This window comes from Desulfomicrobium apsheronum (assembly GCF_900114115.1).
GTDB classification, from domain to species: domain Bacteria; phylum Desulfobacterota; class Desulfovibrionia; order Desulfovibrionales; family Desulfomicrobiaceae; genus Desulfomicrobium; species Desulfomicrobium apsheronum.
The window spans coordinates 80,003-100,573 of the sequence record NZ_FORX01000018.1 but is presented as its reverse complement, the minus strand read 5'-3'; the positions used below and the strand labels follow the sequence as shown (position 1 = coordinate 100,573).

Here is a 20,571-nt window from a genome sequence, read left to right as displayed (position 1 = left end):
GGGGCGCATGACCCGGAACTCCGAGAGCATTTCACATACGAAGGAGGTTGCCATGGCGCAACGCATCACCATCATCGGCGGCGGCCCTGGCGGGTACACTGCCGCATTTTCCGCGGCCAAGGCCGGGGCGCAGGTCACTCTTGTGGAAGCCGCCCACATGGGCGGGACCTGTCTGAACTGGGGCTGCATCCCGACCAAGACGTTGAAGGCCTCGGCCGAAGCCCTGGAGACGGCGCACCGGCTGGCTGAGTTCGGCATTAAAGGCGGCGGCGAGGCCCAGCCGGACATGCCGGTCATCGTGGCCCGCAAGAACAAGGTTTCGGAGATCCTGCGCGGCGGCCTGGAAAAGACTTGCGCCAAGCTCAAGGTCACGCTGCTGCGCGGCCGGGGCGAGGTCGTGAGCGCAGGTCTGGTGCGCGTGCACGGCGCGGACGGCGCGGTGCAGGAGGTGGAAGGCGACAGGGTCATCATCGCCACAGGGTCGAGTACCCTGAACATTCCGACCCTGCCCGTTGACCACGAGCGCATCATCACCAGCGACGACGCCCTGGAACTGCAGACCGTCCCGAAACGGATGCTGGTGGTCGGCGGCGGCGTCATTGGCTGCGAGCTGGCTTTCATTTTCCAGGCTTTCGGTTCGAAGGTGACGGTGGTGGAGGGGTTGGACCGCATCCTGCCCGTGCCGTCCATCGATGCGGACCTGAGCAAGCTCATCCAGCGCGAGATGAAGAAGCGCGGCATCGTCTGCGAACTGGCTCGCACGGCCTCGAAGGCGGAGGTGTCGGAGACGGGCGTGCGGGTGACGCTGGGGCCTTCGCCGTTCGTGAAGGACCTTCCGGCGTCGGCGCAGAAGGAGAGCGTGCTGGAAGCCGACGTGGTCCTGGTGGCCGTGGGACGCGTGCCCAACACGTCTGGCCTGGGTCTGGCCGAGGCCGGCGTGGAGACGGACCAGCGCGGTTGGATCAAGGCCGACGCGCGGCTGGAGACTTCTGTGCCTGGCATTTACGCCGTAGGCGACGTGCTTGGCCCGGCGCGGATCATGCTGGCCCACGTGGCGTCCATGGAGGGGCTCGTGGCCGTGCGCAACTGCCTGGGCGCCGCCGAGGCCATGGACTACGCAGTGGTGCCGGCGGCGGTCTTCACCTCGCCGGAGGTGGCCACGGTGGGTCTGACCGAGGCCCAGGCGCGGGAGCAGGGCTTCAACGTGACCTGCCCGCAGAGCAACTTCCGCGAGCTGGGCAAGGCCCAGGCCATGGGCGAGCTGGCGGGGCTCTTCAAGCTGGTGGTGGACGCCGACTCGGGCAAGCTCTTGGGCGCGCACCTGGCCGGAGCCCACGTTTCGGACATCATCGCCGAACCGACCCTGGCCATGCAGCTTGGCGCCACGGCCAAGGACCTGGCCCGGACCATCCACGCCCACCCGACCCTGGCCGAAGGGATCTTCGAGACGGCGCATCTGCTGTAGTGGGGCTGATTCTGTCCAGTTTTCAGCGGTCTGTATCGGTTTTCGGTTCGGGCCGCTGATTTTTTTTCAGAGTTGGTATTTATTCTCTCCGTCGTAAACCGCGAGATATTCCCCGGCGCTGGACAATGCGAGGCGATGGATACTATGGCATCAAATCTGCTATTAAGAAAACCCATGTCCCGGAAACACACACTTTCAGTGGATACGTTGTATCAATTTGGATCACCCGTCCGTTCGGACGGTGTGTCAAAAAGGTTCATTGTGCGCGTATGTTTTTTTCGGGGCGGGATTCATGTCAACCGGACGGTTCGCCGTTCTTTACCGCAAGTTGGGTATGTCCATGCAAATCTTTGATCTTGCCACTGCCGACCTTGAGTTTGTCGCCGAGGTCGAAGCCCGCAGCCATCAGAAAATCCGGAACTGCTACCAGTGCGGCAACTGTACGGCCGGGTGTCCGTACACGTTCGCCTACGATTATTCGGTCAGTCAGATCATGCGTCTGATTCAGACCGGACAAAAGGAAGCAGTCCTGAAAAGCCGTTCATTGTGGCTGTGTGGTTCCTGTCAATCCTGTACCACGCGCTGTCCGAACAAGATCGATGTCGCGCTGATCATGGATGTCTGTCGGCACATGGCCCGGGAAGCCGGGTACGCCACGGAGCGCTCCGTGAAGATTTTCGCCGACTCGTTTCTGGCCTCGGTCGAGCGCCATGGCCGTGCCTATGAGCTGGGTCTCATGGCCGCGTACATGACGCGCTCCGGCCGCGTATTCACCGACGTCGATCTGGCTCCGCAGGCTCTCATGCGCGGCAAGCTGCCCTTCAAACCGCACCAGATCCAGGGGCGCGAACAGGTGGCCCGCATTTTCGAGCGGTTCCGCAAAGGAGGCGACAATGTTTAAAATCGCGTATTATCCGGGCTGTTCCGGTCAGGGTACATCCCTGGAATACGACAGCTCCACCCGCGCGGTCTGCAAGGCCCTGGACGTGGAGCTGGTGGACATTCCGGATTGGAGCTGCTGCGGTTCCACTCCCGCGCACACCGTCAATCATGTCCTGTCCGCGGCCCTGTCCGCCCGCAACCTGGCCCAGGTCGAGGTCATGGGCATGGACAAGGTGACCACGCCCTGTCCCAGCTGCCTGACCAACCTGCGCACCGCCGCCCACAAGATGGAAGATCCCGGGTTTCGGACCAAGACCAATGCGCTCCTCGATGTGCCCTGCAACGGCAACGTGGACGCGCAGTCCGTGTTGCAGGTGCTGACCGAGAACGTGGATCTTGAGCTGGTAAGGTCCAAGGTGGTCAAGCCCCTGACCGGAATCAAGATCGCCTGTTATTATGGATGCATCATGAATCGGCCCCCGGAGCTGATGCGTTTCGACCATCACGAAAATCCCATGGCCATGGACAACCTGATGACCGCGCTCGGCGCCGAGGTCGTGCCTTTCGCGCTCAAGGTCGAGTGTTGCGGAGCGTCTTACGGCATACCGCGTAACGATATCGTGACCCGGCTGTCGGGCAAGCTGCTGGATGCCGGACGTGATGTCGGCGCCGACGCCTTCGTGACTGCCTGTCCGTTGTGCCAGATGAACCTGGACCTGCGGCAGGGTCAGATCAATCACGCCCTGCACGAGAAGTTCAAGATCCCGGTTTTCTATTATACCCAACTCCTTGGCTACGCTCTGGGATTGGACCGCGCCGTGCTTGGCTTTGAAAAGCTCTGTGTCGATCCGAGACTCGCCCTGGGCAAGATCAAACAACCGGCGCAGGCCAGGTAGGGAGGACGCAATGCGAATTGGTGTTTTTATCTGCCATTGCGGCAGCAATATTGCCGGAACCGTGGACTGTCCGTCCGTTGCGGCCACGGCCCTGACCTATCCGGACGTGGTTTTCTCCACGGACACGATGTATGCCTGTTCCGAACCCGGACAGGACGCCATCATCCAGGCCATCAAGGACAAGAATCTCGACGGCGTGGTCGTGGCTTCCTGTACCCCGCGCATGCACGAGCCCACTTTCCGCCGGACCGTTGAGCGCGCGGGACTGAACCGTTACATGTTTGAAATGGCCAACATCCGCGAGCATGTCTCCTGGATCGGCAAGTCAAAGGACTTGAACACGGGCAAGGCCGCCGAACTGGTGCGCATGGCCGTGGAAAAACTGCGTCGCGACAAGCCGCTGATCCCCAAACGCTTCGAGACGGTCAAGCGCGTGCTGGTCATCGGCGGCGGCGTGGCGGGTATCCAGGCGGCGCTGGACTGCGCGGACGGTGGCCAGGAAGTCATCATGGTCGAGCGCGAGCAGACCATCGGCGGCAAGATGGCCAAGCTGGACAAGACCTTTCCCACGGTGGACTGCTCGTCCTGCGTTCTGGGCCCCAAGATGGTCGACATCGCCCAGCATCCCAACATCACTCTTTATGCCTGTTCCGAGATCGAAGCCGTGGGCGGGTATGTGGGCAACTTTCAGATCACCATCCGCAAGAAGGCGACCTACGTGAACTGGAAGGATTGCACGGGCTGCGGATTGTGCGTGGAAAAATGCCCCAGCCGCAAGCTCCCCGACAAGTTCAACGAGAATCTGTGCAACGCGCCCTCCATCAACATCCCGTTTCCGCAGGCCATCCCCAAGAAAGCGGCCATCAATGCCGAATCGTGCATCATGCTGACCAAGGGCAAGTGCGGCCTGTGCGCCAAGGTCTGTCCGGTCAAGTGCATCGACTTCGAACAGAAGGACGAGCTGATCAACGTGGATGTGGGCGCCATAGTCGTGGCCACGGGTTACGACCTTTTCGATTGGCACAAGTATCCGCAGTACGGTGAAGGCCGCTACCCGGATGTGGTCACCTCCATGCAGTACGAGCGCATGCTTTCGGCTTCCGGCCCTTCGGGCGGACACATCAAGCGGCCCTCCGACGGCAAGGAACCCAAAAACGTGGTCTTCATCCAGTGCGTGGGTTCGCGCGACAAGTCCGTGGACCGTCCGTACTGTTCAGGTTTCTGCTGCATGTACACCGCAAAGCAGACCATCCTGACCAAGGACCATATCCCCGATTCCCAATCATACGTTTTCTACATGGACATCCGTTCGCCGGGCAAGCTGTACGACGAGTTCGTGCGCAGGGCCATGGAAGAGTACGGCGCGCAGTATGTGCGCGGCCGCGTGGCCATGATCTATCCCAAGGGCGACAAGCTCATCGTGCGCGGGGCAGACACCCTGGCCGGCACGCAGGTCGAGGTTCCCGCCGATCTGGTCGTTCTGGCCGTTGGTGCCGAATCGGCCAAGGGCGCGGTGCAGCTGGGTGAAAAACTGCGCGTGGCTCCGGATCAGTACGGATTCTTCGTCGAGAGCCATCCCAAATTGAAGCCCGTCGAGACCAACACCGCCGGCGTGTTCCTGGCCGGCGCCTGTCAGGGTCCAAAAGACATCCCGGCCTCTGTCAGCCAGGGCAGCGCTGCCGCTTCCAAGGTTCTGGGTCTTCTCTCCAAGAAGGAGCTGGAATCCGATCCGGCAGTTTCCAGGGTCAACCCTGCCCGTTGCGTCGGCTGCGGCAAATGCATCCAGACCTGTCCGTTCGGAGCCATCAAGGAAGTCCAGGATCGCTTCGGCAACCCCAAGGCCGAGGTCATCGACACGGTCTGTCAGGGTTGCGGCATCTGCACGGTGACCTGTCCCCAGGGCGCCATCCAGCTTGAACATTTCACAGATAACCAGATCCTCGCGGAGGTGAACGCCTTATGCCCGCCCAAGATGTTCGCGAATTACGAATAGTCGGCTTTCTTTGTAACTGGTGCTCCTACGGCGGCGCGGACACGGCGGGTGTATCCCGTTTCACTCAGCCCACGGATCTGCGCGTCATCCGCGTCCCCTGTTCCGGCCGCATCGATCCGCTCTTCATCGTCCGTTCGCTCATGAACGGCGCTGACGGAGTGCTCGTGTCCGGTTGTCATCCCCGGGATTGCCATTATGCCGAAGGCAACTTCTATGCCCGGCGCAGGCTCGAAATGCTCAAACGCTTCCTGCCCATAACCGGCATCGATGCGCGCCGCTTCGAATACACCTGGGTTTCGGCCTCGGAAGGGCAGCGCTGGCAGCATGTGGTCACGGAGTTCACGCGCCGCATCCATGAGCTCGGCCCCGCGCCGACCTTCAACCCGGCGTCCGAAGCGGACTGGAACACGCTGGCCGTCCAGGCTGGTCAGGGGCAGACTTGCCCGTGTCACGGATAGATTTGCAATAACAGGAGGACATATGTCCCAATTGGATGATCTCAAAAATGCCATCAAGAGCCGCCTGGGCGAGCTTGAGTGCGTCATCGGCTGGGAGCAGGGCTATGATCCGCTCCACGCCACGCCGCTCTTCATCCGCACCGAAGCGGATCTTGACCGGCTCATCATAGGCCCCTTGGCCGTGCACAATCTGGCCACCTACCTGCCCGGGTTCAAGGGCAAGAAGATCGGCGTGGTGGTCAAGGGCTGCGACAGCAAGAGCGTGATCCAGCTCCTGAATGAAAACCTGATCAACCGCGACGATGTCGTCGTTTTCGGCCTCTGCTGCGATGGCGTGGTCAGCCAGCGCAAGATCCGCGCGGCCCTGCCCGCCGATCCGGGATTCGTGGAGTCGATGGAGGTTGGCGCGCAGGATCTCAAGATCTCCGTGGCCGGTCAGTCCGCGACCCTCAAACTCTCTGACGTGCTGGCCGACAAATGCCTGATCTGCGCCACGCCCGACGCCATCATCTCCGATGTGCTGATCGGCGCCGCGCATACTCCGGCCCCGGCCGCGAGCCTGGCCTGCCAGGACGAGTTCGAAGCCAAGAGCGACGCCGAAAAGCTCGCCTTCTGGCAGGAGACCATGAGCCGCTGCATCCGCTGCTACGCCTGTCGCAACGCCTGTCCCATGTGCGTCTGCCGCGACCATTGCATCGCGACCAGCCGCGATCCCCTGTGGATCAGCCAGGACAATTCCCCGGCCGAGAACATGATGTTCCAGATGGTGCATGTCTCGCATCTGGCCGGACGCTGTACGGAATGCGGCGAATGCGAGCGGGCCTGTCCCGTGGACATTCCGCTCATGCTGCTGCGGCGCTTCATGAACAAGCAGGTCAAGGACGTGTTCGAACTGCAGGCAGGCACGGCTCTGGAACAGACCCCGCCTCTCTTGACCTTCAAGGTCGAGGAAGAGCGCATCAACGAGCGAGGCTGGTAATGGAACGATTCATAACAAAAGAGAACCTCATCCGTTTGGCCGAGGAGCTGACCGCCACCTGCCGCGTGCTCGCGCCCGTGGCCAGTTGCGGTACCGTGACCTTCCGCCGTTTTCTGCCGGGGATGGTCCTTGACATGCACTCGCGCATGGCGGCCGTGTCCCCCAAGGCCGCGACCTTTCCGCAGACGGAAACCCTGCTGACGGTCAAGCGCGAGATCCCGGAGAAGAAGCCGGAAATCACCGAGACGCTGCCCGAGGGCAAGAACGTGGTCATCGGCTGCCGTCCGTGCGGGGCACGCGGCAAGCTCATCTTCAATCCGGTCTACGAAACGGACAAGACCAAGGACCCTTACTATATTCAGCGTCGGGACAACACGGTCTTCATTTCGCTGGCCTGCGACCGTCCCGAGACGACCTGCTTCTGTCACAGTGTGGGCAGCGGTCCTGCCGATCCGCAAGGTTCCGACGTGCTCCTGACCCTGGTCGGGGAAGGGTATGTGGCGCGTTCGGTCACGCCTGCCGGTGAGGAAGTCATGAAGTCCGCTCTTTTTGCGGACGCCGGCGACAAGGGCAAGGAAGCCGACGCCAAGAACGTGAGGGCCAGGGAAATGATGGGCGAGGCCCACGATTACGCTTCGGCTCCGGCCAAGCTGCTGGCCCGCTTCGACGACATGGACTTCTGGCAGGCCCAGTCGGCCAAGTGCATCTCCTGCGGAGCCTGCACCTACATGTGTCCGACCTGCTACTGCTTCAACATCACCGACGATGACCTGGGCCTTGAAAGCCGCCGCATCCGCAGCTGGGACAACTGCATGTCCCACACCTTCACCCTGGAAGGCAGCGGCCACAACCCGCGTCCGACCAAGGCGCATCGTCTGAAAAACCGCGTCGGGCACAAGTTCAGCTACTATCCGGACCTGCACAAGGGCGTCATCGCTTGTTGCGGATGCGGCCGGTGCATCAAGCAGTGCCCCGCCGGAGTCGATATCCGGCAGATCGTGAATGCAGCACAGGAGTACTCCGAATGAATGCCAATCCCTATCTCCCGGACATGGCCACCATTGTCGAAGTGATCCAGGAGACGCACAACATCAAGACCTTCCGCATCGTCATCAACAACGAAGAGCGCATGAAGGAGTTCTCCTTCATGCCCGGCCAGGTCGGGCAGCTCTCGGTCTTTGGCGTTGGCGAGTCGACCTTTGTCATCAACTCCTCCCCGACCCGCAAGGACTACCTGCAGTTCAGCGTCATGCGCGTGGGAGAGGTCACGACCCGTTTGCACCAGCTTCAGCCCGGCGATCAGATCGGCGTACGCGCGCCTCTTGGCAACTCCTTCCCCGTGGAGGACCTGAAGGGCAAGAACATCGTCTTTGTCGGCGGCGGCATCGGCATGGCTCCGCTCAGGACCCTGTTCACGTACATGCTCGACAATCGTAAGGACTACGGTGACATAACGCTGCTGTACGGTGCGCGCAGCCCCGCCGACCTGACCTACAAGGCGGAACTGCCGGAGTGGACGGAACGCAAGGATGTGAACACCGTGCTGACCATCGATAACCCGTCCGAGGGCTGGGAACACAAGGTCGGCCTCATCCCCAACGTGCTGCTCGAGATCAACCCTTCGCCCAAGAACACGGTGGCCATCACCTGCGGTCCGCCCATCATGATCAAGTTCACCTTGCAGGCTCTCAAGAAGCTGGGCTTCGAGGATGAGAACATCCTCACCACCCTGGAAAAACGCATGAAGTGCGGAGTGGGCATCTGCGGGCGCTGTAACATCGGCACGAAGTACGTGTGCATGGACGGACCCGTCTTCACCTACGCCCAGCTCAAAGAGCTGCCCTCGGAACTTTAGGAGGTATTATGGCTGGAATATTCAAGGCGACGGACATTTTGCTGGCCGCCCAGGAAGTCGAGACCCGCGGCGAAGTCTTCTACAACCGTCTGGTCGAGACCACCACCGAGCCCAAGCTCAAGGATCTGTTCTCCTTCCTTGCAAAGGAAGAGACCAAGCATCGCGAGATCTTCGCCAAGCTCTATGAGCGGGTGGGAGAAGTGGAACTCCCGGCCTGGGCCGAGGAGGACGAGTATGTGGACTACCTCAAGTATCTGCTCGATTCACACACCCTTTTCCGTCTGGGCGACGTGAATCATCTCAAGACCTTCATGGGTTCTCCCGAGGAGGCCATCGAAACGGCCATGGGCTTCGAGAAGGACACGATCATGTTCTTCCTTGAAATGCGCGAATTCGTGCCCGAAGGGGACAAAAAATACGTGCAGGCCTGCATCGACGAGGAACGCACACACCTGCGTCTTTTGGCGGGCATGCTGCGTAAATAGAAGGTTCTAAAAGACCATCCTCCTGGGGGCTTTCGGGTGCGAATCCGGGAGCCTCTTTTTTTTCATTTTTTGCCAGGAACCTGCCACATGGCGGCGAGTTCACATTGCGCTAACGCCACAATTCGGTTAGAATTTTCGGCGACGGAACAGGGGTTCAGGGAGCGTGAACCAATGCTCGAACCGTGCCTTTACAGGCGTCTCTTGCGCCTTTGTATCGAGCCTCTCGCGACACTGTCTCGAATGTGAAACGGGCGTGCTGATGGCTTGGTCGTGGCATTTGCGCGATTTTTCTTTTCGAAAACGAATGTCCTGTTTCTGTTGCGAACGTAGAAAACGAAGAGGCCGGCCTTTCGCCGCCTCCTTCCGGCATCGGTTTCTTAGCGGCCTTGCCTTGATTTGCTGGTGCATCAGCCGCGTCGTCTGAACCAACACTGTAACAAGGAGATGATCATGAAGAAGGGTTTCTTGGGCTTTCTGGCCGCGGTGATGATCCTGGCCGTCGCCGTTCCCGGATTCGCGGATGAATGTACCTACCGCGGAATTCTGGACACAATGTATTGCGACAACGACAAGAACTTGGTCGCCGACAACGCGCTCCCCGGCAATTGCAAAGATCCTTCGACCCTGGTTTTCACCTATACCCCGGTTGAAGATCCCGCCGTGTATCAGGATCTGTTTGCCGATTTTCAGGCCCATATCAAGAAAATTACGGGCAAGGACGTCATCTACTACACCGTGCATTCCAACTCGGCCCAGGTCGAGGCCATGCGCTCCGGCCGTCTGCATATCGCTGGCTATTCCACCGGGCCCACCGGCTTTGCCGTGAACCTGGCCGGTTACGTGCCCATCGCCGTCAAGGGTGATGCCGAGGCGTTCCAGGGCTACAACCTGATCGTGCTCGTCAAGAAGGACAGCCCCATCCAGACCATGGCCGATCTCAAGGGCAAGAAGGTCGCGCACACTTCTCCCTCGTCCAACTCCGGCAACCTGGCACCCCGCGCCCTTTTTCCGGCCCAGGGAATCGTGCCTGACGAAGACTACACCGTCGTTTACTCCGGCAAGCACGACCAGTCCGTCCTGGGCGTTGTTCACGGCGATTACGATGCCGCCCCGGTGGCCTCGGACGTTTACGAGCGCATGCTGCGTGCTGGCCGCGTCGATGAAGGCGCCGTGCGCATCATCTACACCAGCCCCCGTTTTCCCACGTCATCCTTCGGCTACTCCAGTCAGCTCTGCCCGGATCTGGTAGAGAAGATCAAGGAAGCGTTCTACACCTATCGCTACACCGACGAGATGAAGAAGGCCTTTGACGGCGCGGATCGTTTCTTCCCCATCACCTACCAGAAGGATTGGGCGGTCATTCGCGATATCGCCGAGGCCACCGGCGCGAGCTACAACGAGGAAGGCCTTAAGGCCATGATCGCCAAGGAAAAGGCGGACGCGGAAAAGAAAGCCAAGAAGCAGTAAGTACATACAAGGCATTATCGTGACGTCATCAAGCAATAACGGGAACGGGGGGAATGCCTCCCGTTCCCTGATCGTAAAGGATCTGGTCAAGGCTTACGTTCCGGGCAAGCCGGTTCTCAAAAACATCTCTTTCGAGGTTCGGGGCTGTTCCACGGTGGCCATCATCGGCCCCTCCGGGACAGGCAAGAGCACGCTGCTGCGCTGCATCAACCGCCTCATCGACCCGACCAGCGGCACCATCACCGTGGCCGGACACGAAATCACGCGGCTTTCGGGCAAGGAACTGCGCCTGGCCCGGCACCACGTGGGCATGGTCTTTCAGGAATTCAACCTTGTGGAGCGCCTCTCGGTCATCGAGAACGTGCTCTGCGGCAGGCTCGGATTCGTGCCGGTCTGGCGGGCCTGGCTGCGCAAGTTCGAGCAGCATGACATCGATCGGGCCTTCGAGCTGATCGACATGGTCGGCCTGACCGAGTTCGCCACCGAGCGGGCCGACGCCCTGTCCGGCGGACAGCGTCAGCGCGTGGGCATCGCCCGGGCCGTGATGCAGAATCCCGACGTGATCATGGCCGACGAGCCCACGTCATCCCTTGATCCCAAGACTTCCGTCGAGATCATGGGGCTTCTGAACGATTTCTCCAAGGCGCACGACATTCCGGTGCTGATCAACATCCATGACGTGAACCTGGCCAAGCGCTTCGCCGACCGGGTCATCGGCATGTCGCTGGGGAGCATCGTGTTCGACGGCCCGCCCTCGGAGCTGACGGATGATCATCTCAAGCAGATCTACGGCGGCGAGGACTGGTTGTCATGAGCGCGGTCAACACCAGAAGAGCCTTCAAGCCCAACTGGCTTGCGCGCCTTGGGTGGCTTGCCGTGATCGGCTATTGCGTGCTCGCGTTCTGGTCCCTGGACATTACCTGGGACCGTTTCGTGATCGGCCTTGAGAATGGCGCCAAATTCCTGGGGAGCATGATTCCGCCCAATTTCGAGCGCTGGAAGCTGTTGCTGGGCAACCTTCTGGAGACGCTTGAAATCGCGGTGATCGCCTCGGCGTTCGGCGTGGCCTTCTCCCTGCCCATCGGCCTGGCCGCCTCGCGCAACCTGATGCCGACCTGGGCGACCTGGCCGGCCCGCCTCCTCATTGCCATCTGCCGCTCCTTTCATCCGGTCATCTTTGCCATCCTGTTCGTGAAGGCGGTGGGATTCGGCCCGCTGGCGGGCATCCTGACCCTTATATTCGCGTCCATCGGCTTCATCGGCAAGCTCTTCGCCGAAGCCATCGAGGAGATTTCCCTCAAGCCGGTGGAGGCGTGCCGGGCCGCCGGAGCTCCGTTCATGAGCGTCATCCTGTATGCCGTGCTGCCGCAGGTGCTGAACCGCTTCATCGGGTTCGCTACATATCAGTTCGACGCGAACATCCGCAATTCGACCATGGTCGGAATCGTCGGCGCCGGCGGTATCGGCGGGACGTTGTTCGCGGCTTTTCAGCGCTTCGACTACGACTTCCTGGCCGCGATCCTCATCTCGATCATCATCCTCGTCATGCTCGGGGAATACCTCGCATCCATAGTCAAGGCGGTGTTCAATGACTAGTCGCAACTGGGAAAGATTCACTCCCGCTCAAAGACTGGCCCGGTTTGCGATCTATCTGGCCGCAGTCATCGCCTTGGTCGTTTCGATGCGCACGGTGCAGATCGTTCCGGAATTCCTGTACGATGCCCCGACCCAGATGGCGGACATGTTTACACGCATGTGGCCGCCGGACTTTGCGCACTACCGCGAAGGCGTGCACCTGGCCCTGATCGAGAGCATGCACATCGCGGGCATGGGCACCATTCTGGCGCTGGTCATGTCGCTGCCCGTGGCGCTGCTGGCCGCCAGCAACATCACCCCGATCCCGGCCCTGAACTGGTTTGCGCGGCTGATCCTTGTGTCTTCGCGTTCGGTGAACACCCTTGTCTGGGCGATCCTGTTCGTGGCCGTTTTCGGCCCCGGTTCACTGGCCGGGACCATCGCCATCGGCTTTCGCTCCATCGGTTTTTGCGGCAAGCTCCTGGGCGAGGCCCTGGAGGAATGCAACAAGGGGCCGGTGGAAGCATTGAAAGCGGCGGGGGCTCCCTGGCCGAGCATCTTCCTCAAGGCTTACTGGCCGCAGGTGTCGCCGGCCTTCTGGGGGATCACCCTGTTTCGCTGGGATATCAACGTGCGCGAGTCGGCGGTCATCGGACTGGTCGGCGCGGGCGGGATAGGCATGGCGCTGGACACGGCCATCGCCCTTTTCCGCTGGAATCAGGTCGCGCTCATCCTGCTGTGCATCTTTGCCGTGGTCATCGTGGCCGAGATCGTAGTCACGAAGATCAGGCAGAAAATCATCTAGCATTCATCGCATCACTGCAAAGACAAACCCGCGTCACGGAAAACTCTCGGTTTTTCGTGACGCGGGTTTTTAGGTTTCACGTCGAATGTGGACATTTTGCGCTGACTGGCGCCGAGGGCGGTGCGCATTTGCGCCGGGCTAGAAATCGAGTTGCCCCTGGTCGCTCAGGAAACTCATGGTCGTGTGTCTGCGCTTGCCGTTTTCCAGATAGACCACGCTGTAGAAGCCCTTGGGCAGGACGATGTCCTTCACGCTTTTGGCCTTGATTTCAAAGGGGCCGAAGTCCTTGCAGGTCTGCTGGTTCCTGAACCACAAAACAAGAGAGCGGGGCGAGGTGACGACCAGTCTGCCTTTGTCGAACGATCCTTCAGGGTTTTGGGGAGGGGCCTCGGCTGCCTCGGCTTTTGGCTCAGGAAGCGTCGCGGCGGGCGTTGTAGAGCCTTGGGCCGTGTCGGTGGAAGGTGCATCCGTATTCTTCGAAGTGGCGTTCGGGGTCGCCTGTGCCTCTGCCGAGGTGGCGTTTGGGAGTGCCTGGGCCACGGTCGCGCAGCTCGTGTTCACTGCAAGAGCCTGTTCGGGCAGGGATGGCGCGGTGTTGTTGGCGGATTGAGAATAGACCGGCGATGCCGGCTCGTTTTGTGTCGTGGCGGTGTCTGGTCGCGGATCGGGCGTCATGATGTCCGCTTGTGGCGGGGTGCTGGTATGATTGCCAGCGCCAGCGGTTTGCTCCGCCACGACGGCGTGGGAGGACCCGTTTTCCACGGCGGGCGAAAGTGCTTCGGACGCCTCGGGCTCGGCATCGGAGGTTTGCCGCGATTGAATGAACAACTGCTCAAGGCCGAACAGGCCCTGCCTGTGCGCGACGTAACCCGTGCATCCGGCGATGATCAAAAAGGTCATCCCGAGCTGGAGGAGGCTCGGTTTCCAGAGAACCTTCAAAGGCTTGGGCCGGGGGCGCGTCTCGGACTCATCAGGCTTGAAGGAGTAGAGGCGACCGCATTTCGGGCACTCTCCGGGAAAGAGCCCGAATTCTTCAGCGCTTGGCTGGTGGCGGCATCCGGCGCAGACGGGCAGATTTGATTTGAGTAAGTCCCGCAGTGCGTGATCGGCCTGGGGCTCGTCCTCGTCGCCTGGTTCAGCCCTGGTGTCGGCGCTCACCAGACCGGTGAATTTATCGATCAGAACGCACATCCTGTCCGTCGGCAGGGCGTCATCGTGAGCCAGGATGGCCTGGACCAGATTCCCGGCCTCGACAACCAGTGTGCCGCGCACCGGGCCCGCAATGCCGACGCTGGCCCGGCTGAAACACAGCACCGGGCAGGGGTGCACGCTGCCTGTGTACTGCAGATCCATGTGCCGGGTCAGTTTTTGGGTCAGGTTCCAGCACTGGGTGAGCATGTCCAGCATGAACGGCCATCCGTTCAGGCGCAGGGATTCGCCCGTGGCCGTGACATTTCCGAGATGGCTTCTGGTTCTGATCAGGAAGAGCCCGTTTGGGCCTACCACGGCGTGATCGAGCTGGTTGCCTTCGAAACGAAGATCATGAAAGACATGGTATTCGTCAGGGAGCAGCTGCAGCGCCTTGCTCACGATCCGCGAGGACTGGGAGTTTGTTTGCGAATGCGAGAAATGATGCGAGAAGGCGAGGCCAAGCTCTTCGAAGCGCAGAGTGGCCGCGATGAAGAGGACGGCGAAGACGGCGGTGATCCACGGCTGGTTCTGTCCGAATGCATACAGGCCTGCCCCTGCAGGCAGCAGAACGAGAAGCAAGGGCAGGATGAGGCGCAGCAGAACGTCTTTGTGGCGGGCAGAGGCCCGGGTGTTGCCGCTTTGAACCGCTTTGCCGTGAATATGTGCCATGACGCCTCGACCTGTTCTTGCGTTACGTAGTCCTTGAAGCGTGAAGTATAAGCATTGTATCGGAAAATAAGTCAAGGTTTGCGCGTGTATGACAGCTGCCGCCATGCACGACGCTGGCCGCATTGAAAGCGGGCCCCCCGTGCCCGGATTTCAAGCCCGGGAGGGCCGGGATAGCGAGCAGGGACGGGCCTTATTGCGCAAGAGGCGCAAAACGGGCGGCGGTCATACGGGCCAGGTCTTCGGGAGCGAGTTCGATATCAAGGCCGCGCCGACCTCCGCTGACCAGCATGACGGGGTGGGCCTGAGCCGAGATGTCGATGAAGGTCCGCAGCCGCTTTTTCTGTCCCAGCGGGCTGACCCCGCCAAGCACGTAGCCGGTGGCGCGCTCCACGAGGACCCTGTCGGCCATGGCCGCCTTCTTGGCCCCGGCGGCCTTGGCCAATTGCTTGAGCCCGAGCATGCTCTCCACCGGAATGACGGCCACCACCAGCTCCCCGCCCAGATCCGCGACCAGGGTCTTGAAGACCTGGCGGGGATCGACGCCGAGTTTTTCGGCCGCTTCCAGGCCGTAGGCCGTGCATGACGGGTCATGGTCGTATTCCCGTACGACGAATGTGATTCCTGCTTTTTTGGCGGCGTTTATGGCGGGGGTCATGCGGTGCGGCTACAAAGGCGGACGGAAAAAGTCCAGTCCGGAAAATGAAGGCTGGAAAGGCACGGCGCGCCGGGTCGCCGGAAGCGCCGTGCCGGAAGGGTCGTTAGCTTGCGGCCTGTGCCGAGGCCTGGATGTATTCCTTGATGTCGTCGATGGTCACCACAGGGAGGTCGTGGCGTCTTCCGAACTCCTGGATTTGGGGCATGCGGGCCATGGTGCCGTCTTCGTTGGTGACTTCGCACAGCACGCCGCAGGGCTTGAGCCCGGCCAGGCGCATGAGGTCCACGGTGGCCTCGGTGTGTCCTTCGCGTTCCAGAACCCCGCCCGGACAGGCGCGAAGCGGGAAGATGTGGCCGGGACGATGCAAGTCCCCGGGGCGGGCATCGTCGGCGATGGCGGCCTGCACCGTGCGCACGCGGTCGGCGGCGGACACTCCGGTGGTCACCCCCGGGGCGGGCATCGTCGGCGATGGCGGCGTGGACCGTGCGCACGCGGTCGGCGGCGGACACTCCGGTGGTCACCCCCTGGGCGGCTTCGATGGAGACGGTGAACGCGGTCTGGTAGCGGCTGGAGTTGTTGCTGACCATGGGCGCCAGGTCCAGGGCGCGGACTTTGTCCTCGGGCAGGCACAGGCAGACGATGCCGCTGCATTCGCGGATGAGCATGGCCATCTGGGCCGTGGTCAGGGTTTCGGCGGCGAAGATCAGGTCGCCTTCGTTTTCGCGGTTTTCGTTGTCGGTGACCAGCACCCCGAGGCCTTGTTGCAAGGCCGCAAGGGCGCGTTCGACCCGGACGCGGGGGGGAGTGTCTTCAAAATTCTCTGAAAACTGATTCACGGTGGTTCTCCTTGGAATTGAACGTGAATCAGGGCGCGGCTGAAAAGAACCGTTCACGCCCGTGAACGGTAGGCCGTCTTCTCTTTCATCCGGACTGTCACCGTCGGCTCCGGCCTCGCACCGGATCTGCTGACCTCCCGGACCTCCGGGAGCGCTCGCGGGCTCCCCGCCGTGAAGCGGGATACCGCCGGTGGGGAATTGCACCCCGCCCTGAGAAGAGGGCACCATGCGCGGCGAGGCGGGTGCTGTCAACGGTTCAACGGTCGTAAAAAGATCCTGTATGACAAAATGGCAAATTCGACCATTGCCTCGCGCACGGTAAGGGGGTAGAGTGCTTCAATAGAGAACATGCCACAAGGATTTTCCCTTGTGGCTTTTTTTTCCCGCAACGTTACTTCAAAGGATCCAACATGACAGAAAATCAAATACAAGCAGGCAGTTCCGTCGAATCCCTATGCAAGAAATGCAAGACCGTGACCGATCATCACGTGGTCGTCATGTCCGGCGAGAAGATCGCCAAGGTCGAGTGCAAGGTTTGTAACGCACGTCACGCCTACGTGTCGCCCACTGCCGAGCCCAAGGTCAAGAAACCCGCCACTCCGCGCCCCAAGAAGGCTGCCCTGGCTTCCAGCAAGCAGGCCCAGGCTCTGCTCGAGCAGTGGGAAAAGCTGGTTACCCCCTGCGCCAAACCCCTGTCCTACAGCATGGAACGCACTTTTCAGATCGGCGATGTCATTGATCATCCTACTTTCGGTCTGGGTTATGTTCAGAAGCTGATGAAGCCCTGCACTGCCGAGATCCAGTTCAAGGACGCCATCCGCAACATGCGCTGCGGGATGTTCAAGTAGGTTTCCAGGCCCTCTTTTCCTGCCGCCAGCCCTCAAACGGCCGCCTGTCCGGATTTGCGCCCTTAGAAAGATCCGCTTTTTTTCGTTTCTTTCCTTCTTGACGTCGCACGAAAGGTGCGCGTAATGGAAAAATAGTGTCGTGCGCCGTGTGTTGTGCGCCTGCGACCAACTCCACATCGGCTTCAGTCAAGGAAGCCGTTTTTTATGCTCCACGAGGAAAATATGCCCACCATGCAGAAGAATGACAATATCAGAAATATCGCGATCATAGCACACGTTGACCATGGCAAGACCACCCTTGTGGATGTCATGTTCCGACAGTCCGGAGTTTTCCGGGACAACCAGGCCATGGACGACCGCGTCATGGATTCCATGGATCTGGAGCGCGAACGCGGTATCACCATCGCCGCCAAGAATTGCTCCGTGCGCTGGAAAGGCGTGAAGATCAATATCGTCGACACCCCCGGCCATGCCGATTTCGGCGGGGAAGTGGAGCGCGCTCTGTCCATGGTCGATGGCGCGGTGCTGCTGGTGGACTCCTCCGAGGGCCCGCTGCCCCAGACCCGGTTCGTGCTCAAGAAAGCCCTGGACGCGAGCCTGCCCATTCTGGTCGTGGTCAACAAGATCGACCGCTCCGATGCCCGGCCGCAGGAAGTGCTGGACGAGGTCTACGACCTGTTCATCGATCTTGGCGCCGACGAGGATCAGCTCGAATTTCCGGTGCTTTACGCCATCGGCCGCGACGGTGTAGCCTCTCCGGTGCTCGATGAGCCCGGCAAGGATCTTTCCTGTCTCTTCGACCTCATTTTGGAGCATATCCCCGGCCCCCGTTTCGATCCCGCCGCACCCTTCCAGATGCTTGTCTCGGACCTCGGGTACTCGGATTACCTGGGTCGTCTGGTCATCGGCAAGATCAAGGCCGGCCTGCTGCAGGACAAGGCCGATCTTCTGTGCATGGGCGAAAACGACCAGCTCGCCTTCCGACCGGCCAAGATTCAGGCCTACGAAGGAATGCAGCTCAAGGATCAGGCCGCCGTCGAGATGGGCGACATCGTGGTCATGGCCGGCCTGAACAAGGTCAGCATCGGCGACACCATCTGCCTGAAGGAAAGCCCTGTGCGCCTGAAGCGCATCGACGTGGACGAGCCCACCGTGTCCATGCGCTTCACCATCAACACCTCGCCCTTTGCCGGACGCGAGGGCAAGATCGTGCAGTCGCGCAAGATCAAGGACCGTCTCGAAAAAGAGGCCCTGACCAACGTGGCCATCCAGGTCGAGGAGAGCGAGGACAAGGACTCCATGATCGTCAAGGGTCGTGGTGAATTCCAGCTGGCCATCATCATCGAGACCATGCGCCGCGAAGGCTTCGAGCTGGGCGTCGGCCGACCCGAGGTCATCTACAAGAAAGAGGGCGGCAAGCTTCTTGAGCCCATGGAACACGTCTACGTGGACTGCGACGAGGCCTTCATGGGTGTGGTCACGGAGAAACTGTCCATCCGTCGGGGCAAGCTCCTCAATCTGGTCAACAACGGCAGCGGCCGGGTGCGCATGGAATTTTCCGTTCCGTCACGCGCGCTCATCGGCTACCGGGACGAATTTTTGACCGACACCAAGGGCACGGGCATCATGAACTCCCTGTTCGACGGATACGGCGAGTACCGGGGTGATTTCCCGACCCGCTTTTCCGGTTCACTGGTCTGCGACCGTCAGGGTCAGGCCGTCCCGTACGCGCTTTTCAATCTGGAGCCGCGCGGCCGGATGTTCGTGCGTCCCGGTGATGCGGTCTACGAGGGCATGATCGTCGGCGAACACAATCGCGACAACGACATCGACATCAACCCGTGCAAGGAAAAAAAGCTTACCAACATGCGCGCCTCGGGCAAGGATGAGGCCATCATCCTCACTCCCGTGTTGCCCATGACGCTTGAGATGGCGCTCAATTTCATCCGCGACGACGAGATGGTCGAGATCACCCCCCTGAACATTCGCCTGCGCAAGATCGAGCTCTCGGCCCAGAAAAGGCACAGCATGGTCGCGCGCAAGAAGAAGGTCGAAGGAAAATAGACATGCAGAAGAAAGTCCATGACGTGATCATTGTCGGCGGTGGTCCGGCCGGTCTGTTCGCGGCCTATCATCTGGCCGAGCACGCAAGTCTCGACGTGCTCCTGATCGAGAAGGGCCGCGACTCGCTTATCCGCAACTGCCCCATGACCGAGGCGCAGGACTGCATCCACTGCAAGCCTTGCAACATCCTGGCGGGCATGGGCGGGGCCGGGCTCTTTTCCGACGGCAAGCTCAACTTCATACCGAAGCTGGGCAAGACCGACCTGACCCAGTTCATGAGCCTGGGCAAGGCCACGGAGCTCATCGATGAGACCGAGGCCATCTTCAACCGCTTCGGCATGGACGGAAAGGTCTACCCGACCAATATCGACGAGGCCCGCTCCATCCGCAAGGAGGCCCGCAAGTTCGGCATCGATCTGCTGGTCATCAAGCAAAAGCACCTCGGCAGCGACAACCTGCCCGGTCACATCACCGGCATGGTCGAGCACATCAAGTCCAAGGGCGTGACTGTGCGCACCAAGGAGGAGGTGGTCGACATCCTGGTCGAGGGCGGCCGGGTGCGCGGCGTGACCACGGCCAAGGGCGAGTATCTGGCGGATAACGTCATCCTGGCTCCTGGCAGAGTGGGGGCGGAATGGGTCGGTCAGCTCGTGCAGCGCCACGGTCTGGCCGTGACCCAGCGCGGCATCGAGGTCGGGGTGCGCGTTGAGGTGCACAACGAGATCATGCAGGACCTGTGCTCCATCATCTACGATCCGACCTTCTTCATCCGCACCTCCAAGTACGACGACCTGACCCGCACCTTCTGCACCAACTACGGCGGTTTCATCGCCCAGGAAAATTATCAGGATTTTGTTTGCGTCAACGGCCACGCCTACATGGACAAGAAGAGCGAGAACACCAACTTCGCCTTTTTGTCCAAGGTGGTCCTGAACGAGCCCGTCACGGACAACCAGGCCTACGGTGAATCCATCGGCCGCCTGGCGACCCTGATCGGGGGCGGCAAGCCCATCCTGCAGCGCTTTGGCGATTTGAAGCGCGGCCGCCGCTCCACCTGGAACCGCATCCGCAACAGCTACATCGAGCCGACCCTGAAGAAGGTGGTCTGCGGCGACATCGCCATGGCCCTGCCCGAGCGCATTCTGGCCAATCTGGTCGAGGGGCTCGAAAAGCTCAACCAGGTCGTGCCGGGTGTGGCCAACGACGAAACGCTTCTGTATGCGCCGGAGATCAAGTTCTTCGCCACGCAGGTGGAATGCGACGAAAATCTGCAGACCGCCATCGAGGGACTCTACGTGGCCGGAGACGGACCCGGAGTGGCCGGAAACATCGTTTCGGCCGCAGCCACGGGACTCATTCCCGCCAAGAGCATTCTGACCAAGGGATAGACTTTATTTCCGGGCTCAGCCGGCGATTACGAGGGGCGCTGCCGTTTCATGACGGGAGCG

18 protein-coding genes, 1 pseudogene and 1 riboswitch are annotated in these 20,571 nt (G+C 60.9%); of the genes and pseudogenes, 16 read left to right on the top strand and 3 right to left on the bottom strand.

The genetic code is table 11. The features are described 5' to 3' along the window. Window positions 1-52: 52 nt before the first annotated feature. The 13 genes from lpdA to phnE (BMZ40_RS15155) all read left to right on the top strand — a co-directional run bounded on the left by lpdA (window position 53) and on the right by phnE (BMZ40_RS15155) (window position 12,860). A complete protein-coding gene (lpdA, locus tag BMZ40_RS15215) occupies window positions 53-1,465 on the top strand; it encodes a dihydrolipoyl dehydrogenase (RefSeq protein ID WP_092377710.1) in 1,413 nt (470 codons plus the stop codon). 340 nt (window positions 1,466-1,805) lie between these two features. Continuing rightward, window positions 1,806-2,366, top strand: a complete 561-nt coding sequence (locus tag BMZ40_RS15210) for a 4Fe-4S dicluster domain-containing protein (protein ID WP_092377728.1) — start codon at window positions 1,806-1,808, stop codon at window positions 2,364-2,366. Further along, window positions 2,359-3,243: a CoB--CoM heterodisulfide reductase iron-sulfur subunit B family protein gene (locus tag BMZ40_RS15205; RefSeq protein WP_092377707.1), complete on the top strand. Its 885-nt coding sequence runs from the start codon at window positions 2,359-2,361 to the stop codon at window positions 3,241-3,243. The genes BMZ40_RS15210 and BMZ40_RS15205 overlap by 8 nt, the downstream gene beginning before the upstream one ends. Before the next feature lie 10 nt (window positions 3,244-3,253). After that, a complete protein-coding gene (locus tag BMZ40_RS15200) occupies window positions 3,254-5,236 on the top strand; it encodes a CoB--CoM heterodisulfide reductase iron-sulfur subunit A family protein (protein WP_092377704.1) in 1,983 nt (660 codons plus the stop codon). Continuing rightward, window positions 5,203-5,694: a hydrogenase iron-sulfur subunit gene (locus BMZ40_RS15195; protein ID WP_015773069.1), complete on the top strand. Its 492-nt coding sequence runs from the start codon at window positions 5,203-5,205 to the stop codon at window positions 5,692-5,694. The genes BMZ40_RS15200 and BMZ40_RS15195 overlap by 34 nt, the downstream gene beginning before the upstream one ends. 22 nt (window positions 5,695-5,716) lie before the next feature. Further along, window positions 5,717-6,673 carry a 4Fe-4S dicluster domain-containing protein gene (locus BMZ40_RS15190; protein WP_092377701.1) on the top strand — a complete coding sequence of 319 codons (957 nt, stop codon included), beginning with the start codon at window positions 5,717-5,719 and terminating at the stop codon, window positions 6,671-6,673. Then, window positions 6,673-7,701 (top strand): 4Fe-4S dicluster domain-containing protein, encoded by a 1,029-nt coding sequence (locus BMZ40_RS15185; protein ID WP_092377698.1) that lies wholly within the window; start codon window positions 6,673-6,675, stop codon window positions 7,699-7,701. Before BMZ40_RS15190 ends, BMZ40_RS15185 begins: the two co-directional genes overlap by 1 nt. Next, window positions 7,698-8,528 (top strand): FAD/NAD(P)-binding protein, encoded by an 831-nt coding sequence (locus BMZ40_RS15180; RefSeq protein ID WP_092377695.1) that lies wholly within the window; start codon window positions 7,698-7,700, stop codon window positions 8,526-8,528. Before BMZ40_RS15185 ends, BMZ40_RS15180 begins: the two co-directional genes overlap by 4 nt. Before the next feature lie 8 nt (window positions 8,529-8,536). Further along, the gene (locus BMZ40_RS15175) at window positions 8,537-9,013 is read left to right on the top strand and encodes a ferritin-like domain-containing protein (protein ID WP_092377692.1); all 477 of its coding nucleotides are present in this window, start codon (window positions 8,537-8,539) and stop codon (window positions 9,011-9,013) included. 450 nt (window positions 9,014-9,463) lie between these two features. Beyond that, on the top strand, window positions 9,464-10,480 hold the full coding sequence (gene phnD / locus BMZ40_RS15170; protein WP_092377689.1) for a phosphate/phosphite/phosphonate ABC transporter substrate-binding protein: 1,017 nt from the start codon (window positions 9,464-9,466) through the stop codon (window positions 10,478-10,480). A 19-nt stretch (window positions 10,481-10,499) separates the two neighbouring features. Further along, on the top strand, window positions 10,500-11,294 hold the full coding sequence (gene phnC / locus BMZ40_RS15165) for a phosphonate ABC transporter ATP-binding protein (RefSeq protein WP_092377686.1): 795 nt from the start codon (window positions 10,500-10,502) through the stop codon (window positions 11,292-11,294). Further along, window positions 11,291-12,076: a phosphonate ABC transporter, permease protein PhnE gene (gene phnE, locus BMZ40_RS15160; protein ID WP_092377683.1), complete on the top strand. Its 786-nt coding sequence runs from the start codon at window positions 11,291-11,293 to the stop codon at window positions 12,074-12,076. Before phnC ends, phnE (BMZ40_RS15160) begins: the two co-directional genes overlap by 4 nt. Beyond that, entirely contained in the window at window positions 12,069-12,860 is a 792-nt protein-coding gene (gene phnE, locus BMZ40_RS15155; RefSeq protein WP_092377681.1) for a phosphonate ABC transporter, permease protein PhnE, read from the top strand. Before phnE (BMZ40_RS15160) ends, phnE (BMZ40_RS15155) begins: the two co-directional genes overlap by 8 nt. Window positions 12,861-12,998: 138 nt before the next feature. Here phnE (BMZ40_RS15155) and BMZ40_RS15150 read toward each other — a convergent pair whose 3' ends face one another. From BMZ40_RS15150 to BMZ40_RS15140, 3 genes and pseudogenes are all read right to left on the bottom strand, one after another. After that, window positions 12,999-14,720, bottom strand: coding sequence for a nuclease-related domain-containing protein (locus tag BMZ40_RS15150; RefSeq protein ID WP_177193213.1), 1,722 nt, complete (start codon window positions 14,718-14,720; stop codon window positions 12,999-13,001). A 190-nt stretch (window positions 14,721-14,910) separates the two neighbouring features. Beyond that, complete coding sequence (gene ybaK / locus BMZ40_RS15145) at window positions 14,911-15,375, bottom strand: Cys-tRNA(Pro) deacylase (RefSeq protein ID WP_092377677.1); 465 nt, start codon at window positions 15,373-15,375, stop codon at window positions 14,911-14,913. Between the two features lie 103 nt (window positions 15,376-15,478). Next, window positions 15,479-16,211 (bottom strand): annotated as a pseudogene (locus BMZ40_RS15140) (3,4-dihydroxy-2-butanone-4-phosphate synthase). Window positions 16,212-16,284: 73 nt separating this feature from the next. After that, a riboswitch (FMN riboswitch) is annotated at window positions 16,285-16,433 on the bottom strand. A 188-nt stretch (window positions 16,434-16,621) separates the two neighbouring features. Between BMZ40_RS15140 and BMZ40_RS15135 the strand changes: the two are divergent. From BMZ40_RS15135 to BMZ40_RS15125, 3 genes are all read left to right on the top strand, one after another. Beyond that, on the top strand, window positions 16,622-17,059 hold the full coding sequence (locus tag BMZ40_RS15135; protein ID WP_092193677.1) for a hypothetical protein: 438 nt from the start codon (window positions 16,622-16,624) through the stop codon (window positions 17,057-17,059). 222 nt (window positions 17,060-17,281) lie between these two features. Then, entirely contained in the window at window positions 17,282-19,123 is a 1,842-nt protein-coding gene (gene typA / locus BMZ40_RS15130; RefSeq protein ID WP_425429367.1) for a translational GTPase TypA, read from the top strand. Between the two features lie 2 nt (window positions 19,124-19,125). Further along, window positions 19,126-20,511: an NAD(P)/FAD-dependent oxidoreductase gene (locus BMZ40_RS15125; protein ID WP_092377675.1), complete on the top strand. Its 1,386-nt coding sequence runs from the start codon at window positions 19,126-19,128 to the stop codon at window positions 20,509-20,511. Window positions 20,512-20,571: the final 60 nt, after the last annotated feature.

Bases quoted from the DNA above. Each gene is read 5' to 3' on its own strand.
- lpdA (WP_092377710.1), top strand. From the start codon at position 53: ATGGCGCAACGCATCACCATCATCGGCGGCGGCCCTGGCGGGTACACT.
- BMZ40_RS15210 (WP_092377728.1), top strand. From the start codon at position 1,806: ATGCAAATCTTTGATCTTGCCACTGCCGACCTTGAGTTTGTCGCCGAG.
- BMZ40_RS15205 (WP_092377707.1), top strand. From the start codon at position 2,359: ATGTTTAAAATCGCGTATTATCCGGGCTGTTCCGGTCAGGGTACATCC.
- BMZ40_RS15200 (WP_092377704.1), top strand. From the start codon at position 3,254: ATGCGAATTGGTGTTTTTATCTGCCATTGCGGCAGCAATATTGCCGGA.
- BMZ40_RS15195 (WP_015773069.1), top strand. From the start codon at position 5,203: ATGCCCGCCCAAGATGTTCGCGAATTACGAATAGTCGGCTTTCTTTGT.
- BMZ40_RS15190 (WP_092377701.1), top strand. From the start codon at position 5,717: ATGTCCCAATTGGATGATCTCAAAAATGCCATCAAGAGCCGCCTGGGC.
- BMZ40_RS15185 (WP_092377698.1), top strand. From the start codon at position 6,673: ATGGAACGATTCATAACAAAAGAGAACCTCATCCGTTTGGCCGAGGAG.
- BMZ40_RS15180 (WP_092377695.1), top strand. From the start codon at position 7,698: ATGAATGCCAATCCCTATCTCCCGGACATGGCCACCATTGTCGAAGTG.
- BMZ40_RS15175 (WP_092377692.1), top strand. From the start codon at position 8,537: ATGGCTGGAATATTCAAGGCGACGGACATTTTGCTGGCCGCCCAGGAA.
- phnD (WP_092377689.1), top strand. From the start codon at position 9,464: ATGAAGAAGGGTTTCTTGGGCTTTCTGGCCGCGGTGATGATCCTGGCC.
- phnE (WP_092377683.1), top strand. From the start codon at position 11,291: ATGAGCGCGGTCAACACCAGAAGAGCCTTCAAGCCCAACTGGCTTGCG.
- phnE (WP_092377681.1), top strand. From the start codon at position 12,069: ATGACTAGTCGCAACTGGGAAAGATTCACTCCCGCTCAAAGACTGGCC.
- BMZ40_RS15150 (WP_177193213.1), bottom strand. From the start codon at position 14,720: ATGGCACATATTCACGGCAAAGCGGTTCAAAGCGGCAACACCCGGGCC.
- ybaK (WP_092377677.1), bottom strand. From the start codon at position 15,375: ATGACCCCCGCCATAAACGCCGCCAAAAAAGCAGGAATCACATTCGTC.
- BMZ40_RS15135 (WP_092193677.1), top strand. From the start codon at position 16,622: ATGACAGAAAATCAAATACAAGCAGGCAGTTCCGTCGAATCCCTATGC.
- typA (WP_425429367.1), top strand. From the start codon at position 17,282: ATGCCCACCATGCAGAAGAATGACAATATCAGAAATATCGCGATCATA.
- BMZ40_RS15125 (WP_092377675.1), top strand. From the start codon at position 19,126: ATGCAGAAGAAAGTCCATGACGTGATCATTGTCGGCGGTGGTCCGGCC.